The organism is Propioniciclava sp. MC1683, assembly GCF_014164675.1.
GTDB lineage: Bacteria > Actinomycetota > Actinomycetes > Propionibacteriales > Propionibacteriaceae > Propioniciclava.
This window is the reverse complement of sequence record NZ_JACJFX010000021.1, coordinates 49,835-58,414: the sequence shown is the minus strand read 5'-3', so window position 1 is coordinate 58,414 and position 8,580 is coordinate 49,835. Positions and strand designations below refer to the sequence as shown.

The window sequence follows — 8,580 nt, the reverse complement described above, 5'->3', positions numbered from 1 at the left end:
CTGGCCTTCATCGACAACTTCTCCTCAAGCCGCACACCCCATCGTGGCCGGCCCCACCCCCTCACGCGGGGAAAGTCTGTGAGGCACAGCACCCTGCTACGCGGGGACTATGTGTGAGTGTCGTCGCTGACTGGAACGCCGCGCTCCGGGGACGTATACTGGAGTGCTCCCGGGAGACCGGGAGGGACAACTCAACAGGGGGTGACTGGTTTCGACTTGGGACGGTAGTCCCAGGAGAAGCGGGCCGAGGAGCCGGCGACATCTCGTTAACGAATGCCGGAAACCAATAACTGCCGACAACTCTCGTGCAGACTTCGCTCTCGCTGCCTGATCAGTGATCGAAGGGTCAGCCCGGACGTGCCTTCCGTCCGGATCCTGGCCTCATCTTGAAGGCTTGCTGGTCGTCTGGCGCCGTGGCGGACGATCGGGACTCAACCAGGGCTGGGCCTGTCCGTGACGTGCCGATGACGAGCACGGGGGCCGAGTAGAACGACACCATCGGCTGCGCCCGGAGAAGACCTGGTTCGCCTCTCGAGGACGCGGGTTCGACTCCCGCCACCTCCACCCCTGTGTTGTGAAGGGCCCGGCTGCTCGTGCAGCCGGGCCCTTCGCTCACCCAAACGCCCTTGTCCCGGCCCATTACCCTCGTCGCATCGTGCGTTTCGCACCATCGACGTCGAGGAGCCGCTCGTCATGAGACTGTCCATCGTCGACCTCGGGACCGTGGCCCCCGGTACCTCCGAGAAGGACGCCCTGGCCGACGCGCTGGAGAACGTCCGGCACGCCGAGGGCCTGGGCTACCACCGGGTCTGGTTCGCCGAGCACCACCTGAGCCGCTCGGGGGCATCCCACCACCCCGAGCTGCTGATCGCCGCCGCGGCAGCCACCACGTACCGGATCAGGTTGGGGTCGGGGCGGTCCTGATGAACCACTACAGCCCCTTCAAGGTCGCCGAGCTGTTCGAGCAGTTGGAGGCGATGGCGCCCGGGCGGATCGACCTGGGCATGGGGCGGGCGACCGCCGGCCCGGTGCTCGACCTGGCGTTGCAGCAGAACCGCCAGCACCCCGCGCAGGCCGATCACCAGCAGCAGGTCCTGGAGACCCTGGCCTGGTTGTACGAGTCCTTCCCCGAGGACCACCCGTTCGCCGGGCACCCACTGATGACCACCGTGCCCGAGGTGCCGCAGACCTGGCTGCTGGGGTCCAGCCCGAACGGATCCCACCTCGCGGCGGCGTTGGGCATCGGCTACACCTAACGCGGGGCGTCCGGCCCGGCTCGGACCCCGGGTGGGGGCGCCGTGGCAGGATGGGCCCGTGGACCCGGAGATCACCAACGCGCCGATCGAGCCCGGCACGCTGCTCGTGGCCGGGGTCGAACTGACCGACGGGGTGTTCGACGGGTCCGTGGTGCTCCTGCTCGACGTGGACGCCTCGGGCGCCCTCGGCGTGGTGCTCAACGCCTTCACCGGGGTGGACCTGGCCAGCGTGCTGCCCGGCTGGGACGCGCTGACGACCTGGCCCCACCGCCTCTACGACGGGGGCCCGGTGTCGCAGGAGGGGGCGATCTGCCTGGCCACCCCCAGCCACCCCACCGAGGAGCCGCCGGGCTGGCGTCCGTTGTTCGACCGGGTGGGCCTGCTGCACCTGGAGACGCCGATCGAGCTGGCCACCGATGCCTACAGCGACCTGCGCATCTTCGCCGGCTACGCCGGGTGGGCGCCGGGCCAGTTGCAGGGCGAGGTGGCGCAGGGGATGTGGCACCCGGTCCGGGCGCTCCACGCGGATGTGTTCGACCCGGATCCCGAAACGCTGTGGCGGCGCGTGCTCGCCCGGCAGGGGGGCCAACTAGGCTGGTTGTCCACGTGGACGCCCACGCCGGAACTGAACTGACGACCAAGGGGGATCGGTGAGTGTGGACGGCAGCAAGGTGCTGGTGGTCGACGACGACGCCGCGCTGGCCGAGATGCTGCAGATCGTGCTGCAGGCGTCGGGCTTCGACACGGTGTGGGTGGGTCGCGGCGACGAGGTGCTGGAGGAGTTCCGGCGCTTCCGGCCCGACCTCGTGCTGCTCGACCTCATGCTGCCCGGCCGCGACGGCGTCGACGTGTGCCGCGACCTGCGCGCCGAGTCCGACGTGCCGATCGTCATGCTCACCGCCAAGTCCGACACCTCCGACGTCGTGGAGGGCCTCGAGGCCGGCGCCGACGACTACGTGCCCAAGCCCTTCAAGACCCAGGAGCTGCTGGCCCGCGTCAAGACCCGCCTGCGCCGCTCGGCCGCGGCGGGGGAGGACGCAGCCGTCCTCCGCATCGGCGACATCGTCATCGACGTGGACGCCCACACGGTCCTCCGCGGCGACGAGCCGATCGCGCTCACCCCGCTGGAGTTCGACCTGCTCCTCGCGCTGGCCCGCAAGCCGCGCCAGGCGTTCACCCGCGAGCTGCTGCTGCAGGAGGTGTGGGGCTACCGCCACCCCGGCGACACCCGCCTGGTCAACGTGCACGTGCAGCGGCTGCGCAGCAAGATCGAGGCCGACCCCGAGCACCCCGAGATCATCGTGACGGTGCGCGGCATCGGCTACCGCGCGGGGACCCCGACGGCCCCATGAGCCGGCTCGGCAGGGTGCTCCGTTCCCCGGCACGGTGGTGGTCGCGCTCCCTGTCGTTCCGGGTGGTCACCAACAGCGTGGTCGCGGCGCTGGCCGTGTTCGGCGTCACCGGTTGGTTGCTCGTCGACCAGTCGACCCGCGGCATCCTGGAGGCGAAGACCGACCAGTCGGTGTCCGAGGCGTCCGCGGTGCTCGAGGGCATGCAGGCCTCGCTGCGGGACGCCGACCTGCGCACGTCCACCGTCAACGAGCGCCTCACCCTGCTGGCCCGCGACGCCGCCAGCCGCGGCAACGTCGGCAACCAGTACGAGGTGGTGATCACCGGACCGGTCTCCGACATCACCTCGGCCGGTGTCGACGTTGCGTCGGTGCCCGAGCCGATCCGCGAGGCCGTGCAGGAGGGGGGACAGGACCTGTTCACCACCCCGACCTCCATCGAGTTCACCGACGGGCGGACGCCGCGGACCGGCCTCGTGGTGGGCGGTGCGCTGCTCGCGCCCGGCTCGGGGCGCTACCCGGTCTACTTCCTGTTCGGGATGGAGCAGGAGGAGCAGACGCTCCAGGTCGTGCAGCGCTCGGCCCTCACCGCCGCCGCGGTGTTCCTGCCGCTGATCACCGGCCTGATGTACCTGATCTCCCTGCAGGCGCTGCGGCCGATTCGGGCGGCGCGCGTGACATCCGAGCGGATCGCGGCGGGGCACCTCGACGAGCGCATGCAGATCCGGGGTTCCGACGACCTCGCCGGCCTCGGCCGCTCCATGAACCACATGGCCGACGAGCTCGGCCGCAAGATCCAGCAGCTGGAGAACCTGTCGCTGGTGCAGCGGCAGTTCGTCTCCGACGTGAGCCACGAGCTCCGGACGCCGCTGACGACCGTCCGCATGGCCGCCGACGTGCTCTACGACGAGCGCGAGGAGTTCGACGTGGTGACCCGCCGCTCCACCGAGCTGCTCAAGGGGGAGCTGGACCGGTTCGAGTCGCTGCTCACCGAGCTGCTCGAGATCAGCCGCTTCGATGCCGGCGCCGCCGAACTCCAGGTCGACGACGTCGACCTGGTCTCGCTGGTCGCCGCAGAGGTCGCCGCCCAGCGGCCCCTCGCCGACGCCAACGCCACCCGCCTTGTCCTGGACGCCCCCGAGGAGGTGCGCTGCCGCGTCGACCCGCGCCGGGTGCGGCGGATCATCTCCAACCTGCTCAGCAACGCCATCGAGCACGGCGAGGGGCGCGACGTGGTGCTCACCATCGGGGCCAACCAGACCGCGGTCGCCGTCACCGTGCGCGACCACGGGGTCGGCTTCAGCGCCGCCCAGGCCCACCAGGTCTTCACCCGGTTCTGGCGGGCCGACCCGTCCCGCCAGCGCACCGTCGGCGGCTCCGGCCTCGGCCTGTCGATCGCCCTCGAGGACGCCCAGCTGCACGGCGGCTGGCTCAACGCGTGGGGGCGTCCGGGCCACGGGGCCCAGTTCCGGCTCACCCTGCCCCGGGACGCGGGCGGGGAGGTCGGGGAGTCGCCCCTGCCGGTCGTCCCCGCCGAGAGGAGGACGTGGTGAGGCGCCTGCTCCTGGCCGTGCTCGTGCTGGCCGTGGCCCTGGCCGGCTGCAGCGGCGTGCCCACCACCGGCCCCGTCGAGCGCGTGTCCGCGGCCCCGGGCCGGCTCAACCCCGGCGTGGAGATCGCGCCCGCGCCCCCGGGCCGCAACGCGACCGCCATCACGGTGGTCGAGGGCTTCCTGCACGCCATGGCGTCCTACCAGCCCGACTACTCGGTGGCCCGGGCCTACCTGACGCCCGAGGCGTCCCGGACCTGGAGCCCGGAGGCCGGCGTGCGCATCTACGCCGAGGGCAACCCCGTGGTCGCCACCGAGACCAACGCCACGCTGCGCGCCCCCGTGGTCGGCACCCTCGACTCCCAGGGCGCCTACCGGCAGTCGACGGAGACGATCGAGCACGACTTCGGGCTGGTCCGCGACGACGACGACCAGTGGAGGATCAGCAACCCGCCCGCGGGACTGCTGATCTCTGAGTACCTGTTCTCGAGCGCGTTCACCCGGGTCACCCCGTACTTCTACGCGCCGGGCGGAAGCTGGCTGGTGCCCGACCCGCGCTTCTACCCCCGGGGCCCGGGGGCCTACGAGGGCACCGCCCGTGCGGTCGTCTGGGGCGCCACCGAGTGGCTGGCCCCCGCGGTCGAGCCGGCCCTGCCGGGCATCCGGCTCGCGAGCGCGGTCGTCACCTCCACCGGGGTGGCCCGCGTCGAACTGACCCGCGGGGCGTCCGACCTCGACCCCGCGCAGCGGATCGCGCTGGCCACGCAACTGGTGTGGAGCTACCGCTCGTTCGAGTCGGTCGTCGCCGTCTCGGTCGGCTGGGCCGGCGAGGAGCCCTGGGCCGTCGAGCCGTACGGCCAGGTCATCCCGGTCACGGGCTTCCCCGAGGCCGACCCCGCCCCCCGCCAGGGCAGCCGCCAGCTGTTCGGGCTGGAGCAGGGGCAGGTCGTCCGCGTCATGGAGGGCCCCGGGAGCGGCCAGAACCTGCGCGTCGCGCCCGGCGTCACCGCTGCGACGCACGCGGCCGTGCGTCAGGACGCCCTGGTGGCCGTGGCGGTCAGCGCGGACCGGTCCGGGCTGGAGCTGGCCCCCCTCGGCGAGGCGGTGCTGCGGCCGCTCGGCACCTCCGCCGGGCTGCGCCGCCCGCAGTTCTCGCGCGAGGGCGCGGTGTGGGTCAACAACGACGCCGGCGAGCTCGCGGTGGTCTCCCCGCAGGGGGAGTGGGCGCTCGGCACGGCGACCGACCTCGGCGAGGGACTGATCCAGGCCTTCCGGCTGTCCCCGGACGGGACGCGCGTCGCCCTCGTCGTGCAGCGCCCGGGCGGCCAGCAGGTGCTCGGGCTGGCCCGGGTCACCGACGCCGACACGCTGCCCGTGGTCGACGGGTGGCGCGAGCTCAACGTGGCCACCGGGTCCCTGGCCCAACTGACGGTGCTCGACGTGGGCTGGCGTGCGGCGGACTCGTTGCTGGTCCTGGTCTCCGACGGGCGCACCACCAGCGTGCTGGCGGTCGCCCAGGACGGCTCCACCGTGGTCCCGATCGGGCCGTCCGCGGCCACCGACCTGGTGGAACTCGCCGTCGCGCCCGGCGTGCCCCCGATGGTGCGCTCGGCCGAGGGCGCGGTGTGGCGCTACAACAGCGACTTCCGTTGGTCGAGCCACGCGACCGGCCTGACGACGATCTTCTATCCCTGACACGGGCCGCCTATACCTGTAGGGCGTGCTGGCCGGTTGGGTGGACGCCGCGGCGTCGTTGCTGCTCGGCTCGGCGTGCCCGGGGTGCCGCGCGCCGTGCGCCCACCTGTGCGCGGCCTGCGCCGCAGAGGTGGCTGCGGCCGAACCCTTCGCCGTGGCGCTGCCGGCCGCGCCGGTGCCGTTCGTGCCCGTTGTGGCCGCGGCCCGGTACGAGGAGCTGTGGCAGCGCTGCATCCTCGCCTACAAGGAGCGCACGGGCTGGTGGCTGGGCGGCGTGCTCGGGGCCGCGCTCGCCCTGGCGGTGGCGGACGCCCTCCGGCGCGGTCCCGGACGCCCCGACCCGCTGGTGCTCGTGCCCATGCCCTCGCAGCGGGCGACCGTGCGTGAGCGCGGGCTGGACACCACGCTCCTGCTGGCCCGGACGGCGGCCCGCCGGCTCGCGGCGTCCGGGCTGGCGACACGGGTGGCCCCGGTGCTGTCCCACACCCGGGCGGTGGCCGACCAGTCCGGCCTGGACGAGCGGCAGCGCCGCACGAACCTGGCGGGCGCGCTGGGCGCCCGGCCCGCCCCGGAGGGGACGCTGGTGGTGGTCGACGACCTCGCCACCACGGGGGCAAGCCTCGTCGAGGCGTGTCGCGCGCTCGCGTCGGCGGGGACCCCGCCGACGGCCTGCGCGATCGTGGCCGCCACCCCCCGCCGGGACGGTCGCCGGTGCTAGGTTGTGGGTATGGCACACACGCCAGCTTCCGACCCTCGGTCGGAGGGGTGGGCGCGGGTGCCGTTGTTGTTTCCCGACACAGGAGGTTGACATGGACGTCATCGTCACCGGCCGTCGCTGCACCATCTCGGACGACTTCCGGGAGAAGGTTGCCGAGCGCATCACCGGCATCGAGCGGTTCCGCGATCGGGTCCAGCGGGTGGAGGTGCAGGTCTCGACGAACCAGCACAAGCAACCGGACCAGGCCATCCAGGTGGAGATCACCCTCATCGGGAAGGGACCGGTCGTCCGGTCCGTCGCGTCCGCCGACGACAAGTCGGTCGCCTTCGAGCACGCGCTCGACAAGATGAAGGCGCAGCTGCGTCGTGCCGCCGACCGGCGCAAGGTCCACCGCGGGCTCCGCGTGTCCGACACCCTCGAGGTGCCCGCGACCGCCGACGCCGGCGCGCAGGCCGAGGACGGCCCGCAGGTGCGCCGCATCGCCGGGCTCGAGGTCACCGGTGACGGCCCGCTGGTCGTCCGCGAGAAGATCTTCCCCGCGACCCCGCTGACGCTGGCGCAGGCCCTGGACGAGATGGAGCTCGTGGGCCACGACTTCTTCCTCTACGTGGACGCCGAGTCCGGCGCCCCCAGCGTCGTCTACCGCCGCAAGGCCTACGACTACGGCGTGATCCACCTGGACGTCGACGGCAAGGAGTGACCCAGCAGTACGAGGCGGCCGGGCGTCGGGAGCGATCCTGATGCCCGGCCGCCGCCTGTCCCACGCGCAGGCCCGTCGGATCGCGCTCGCCGCCCAGGGGTTCGGGCGCCCGCGCCCGGCGGTCCCGACCATGCGCCACGTCCAGGCCGAGATCGACCGGGTGGCCCAGTTCCAGATCGACTCGGTCAACGTCGCCGTGCGCGCGCACCTGATGCCACTGTTTGCGCGCCTGGGCCCCTACGACCCGGGGTTGGTCGAGCGGGCGTGGTCGTGGGCGCCGCGCCGCGTCTTCGAGTACTGGGGCCACGCCGCCAGCCTCATCGACGTGAGGCTCGAGCCCGCCCTGCGGGTGCGCAAGCGCGCCTGGGCCGCCGACGACAACCGCCGCGTCATCGAGATCCTCGGCCGACACCCCGACCTGGCCGACCGGATCCTCGCCGACGTGGCCGCGCACGGCCCGCTCACCCCGCGCCAGGTCGAGCACGACGAGGTCCGGCAGAAGGTGCACTGGGGCTGGAACTGGTCCGAGGCCAAGTACGTGCTGGAGCACCTGTTCAACGTCGGCACGCTCAGCGTCGCCGGCCGCAACCCCACCTTCGAGCGGCGCTACGACATCACCGAGCGGGTGCTGCCGCCGGCCGTCCTCGCCACCCCCGACCCGTCGGACGCCGACGCCCGCGACATCCTCGTGGCCCGGGCGGCCCGCGCCCTCGGCGTCGCCGACCTGACCGCCCTGGCCGAGTACTTCTACCTCGGGCAGGCCTCCGCGCTGGCGGCCGTGGGGCGGCTCCAGGCCCGGGGCCTGCTCGAGCCGGTCGAGGTGGTGGGCGTGCCCGGCCGGCACTGGCTGTGGCACGAGGCGCGGCTGCCGCGCAGCCTGCACGCGCAGGCCCTGGTCAGCCCGTTCGACTCGTCGGTCTTCGAGCGGAAGCGGCTGGAGAAGCTGTTCGGCACGTACTTCCGCATCGAGATCTACGTGCCCGAGCCGCAGCGGCAGTACGGCTACTACGTGTACCTCTTCTGGTTCGGCGACCGGCCCGCCGCCCGGGTCGATCTCAAGGCCGACCGTGCCGCCGGCGTCCTGCGGGTCCAGTCCGCCTGGCTGGAGGACTGGGCGGGGGACCGCGCCGGCGACGTGGCCGGGGCGCTGGCGTCCGAGTTGCACCTGATGGCGGGCTGGTTGGGCCTGTCCGAGGTCGCGGTGGCGCCGCGCGGCACGCTGGCCGCCCGCCTTGCACCGGCGGTGTGAGCCGCCCGCGGGCGGACCCCCTACGATGGGGGATGGTGCCGACCCCGGCGCCTGAGTGGACGAC

General features: G+C 73.1%; 7 protein-coding genes, 1 other RNA gene and 1 pseudogene. All 9 read left to right on the top strand.

Translation table 11 applies throughout. The annotated features are described in order from the left end of the window. The first annotated feature begins 197 nt into the window (after nucleotides 1–197). The 9 genes and pseudogenes from ssrA to H5397_RS12290 all read left to right on the top strand — a co-directional run bounded on the left by ssrA (nucleotide 198) and on the right by H5397_RS12290 (nucleotide 8,516). Nucleotides 198–567: a transfer-messenger RNA gene (gene ssrA / locus H5397_RS12330) on the top strand. A gap of 126 nt (nucleotides 568–693) precedes the next feature. Then, nucleotides 694–1,256, top strand: a pseudogene (locus H5397_RS19170) (MsnO8 family LLM class oxidoreductase). Nucleotides 1,257–1,314: 58 nt separating this feature from the next. Then, nucleotides 1,315–1,890 carry a YqgE/AlgH family protein gene (locus H5397_RS12320; RefSeq protein ID WP_309224361.1) on the top strand — a complete coding sequence of 192 codons (576 nt, stop codon included), beginning with the start codon at nucleotides 1,315–1,317 and terminating at the stop codon, nucleotides 1,888–1,890. Between the two features lie 22 nt (nucleotides 1,891–1,912). Continuing rightward, entirely contained in the window at nucleotides 1,913–2,608 is a 696-nt protein-coding gene (gene mtrA, locus H5397_RS12315) for an MtrAB system response regulator MtrA (protein ID WP_182817782.1), read from the top strand. Between the two features lie 50 nt (nucleotides 2,609–2,658). Continuing rightward, complete coding sequence (mtrB, locus tag H5397_RS12310) at nucleotides 2,659–4,158, top strand: MtrAB system histidine kinase MtrB (protein ID WP_255438884.1); 1,500 nt, start codon at nucleotides 2,659–2,661, stop codon at nucleotides 4,156–4,158. Then, nucleotides 4,155–5,849, top strand: coding sequence for an LpqB family beta-propeller domain-containing protein (locus H5397_RS12305; protein ID WP_182817775.1), 1,695 nt, complete (start codon nucleotides 4,155–4,157; stop codon nucleotides 5,847–5,849). Before mtrB ends, H5397_RS12305 begins: the two co-directional genes overlap by 4 nt. A 25-nt stretch (nucleotides 5,850–5,874) precedes the next feature. Then, nucleotides 5,875–6,567, top strand: a complete 693-nt coding sequence (locus tag H5397_RS12300; RefSeq protein WP_182817774.1) for a ComF family protein — start codon at nucleotides 5,875–5,877, stop codon at nucleotides 6,565–6,567. Nucleotides 6,568–6,658: 91 nt separating this feature from the next. Further along, nucleotides 6,659–7,267 carry a ribosome hibernation-promoting factor, HPF/YfiA family gene (gene hpf, locus H5397_RS12295; RefSeq protein ID WP_182817773.1) on the top strand — a complete coding sequence of 203 codons (609 nt, stop codon included), beginning with the start codon at nucleotides 6,659–6,661 and terminating at the stop codon, nucleotides 7,265–7,267. A 40-nt stretch (nucleotides 7,268–7,307) separates the two neighbouring features. Beyond that, nucleotides 7,308–8,516: a winged helix-turn-helix domain-containing protein gene (locus tag H5397_RS12290; protein WP_182817771.1), complete on the top strand. Its 1,209-nt coding sequence runs from the start codon at nucleotides 7,308–7,310 to the stop codon at nucleotides 8,514–8,516. Nucleotides 8,517–8,580 lie beyond the last annotated feature (64 nt).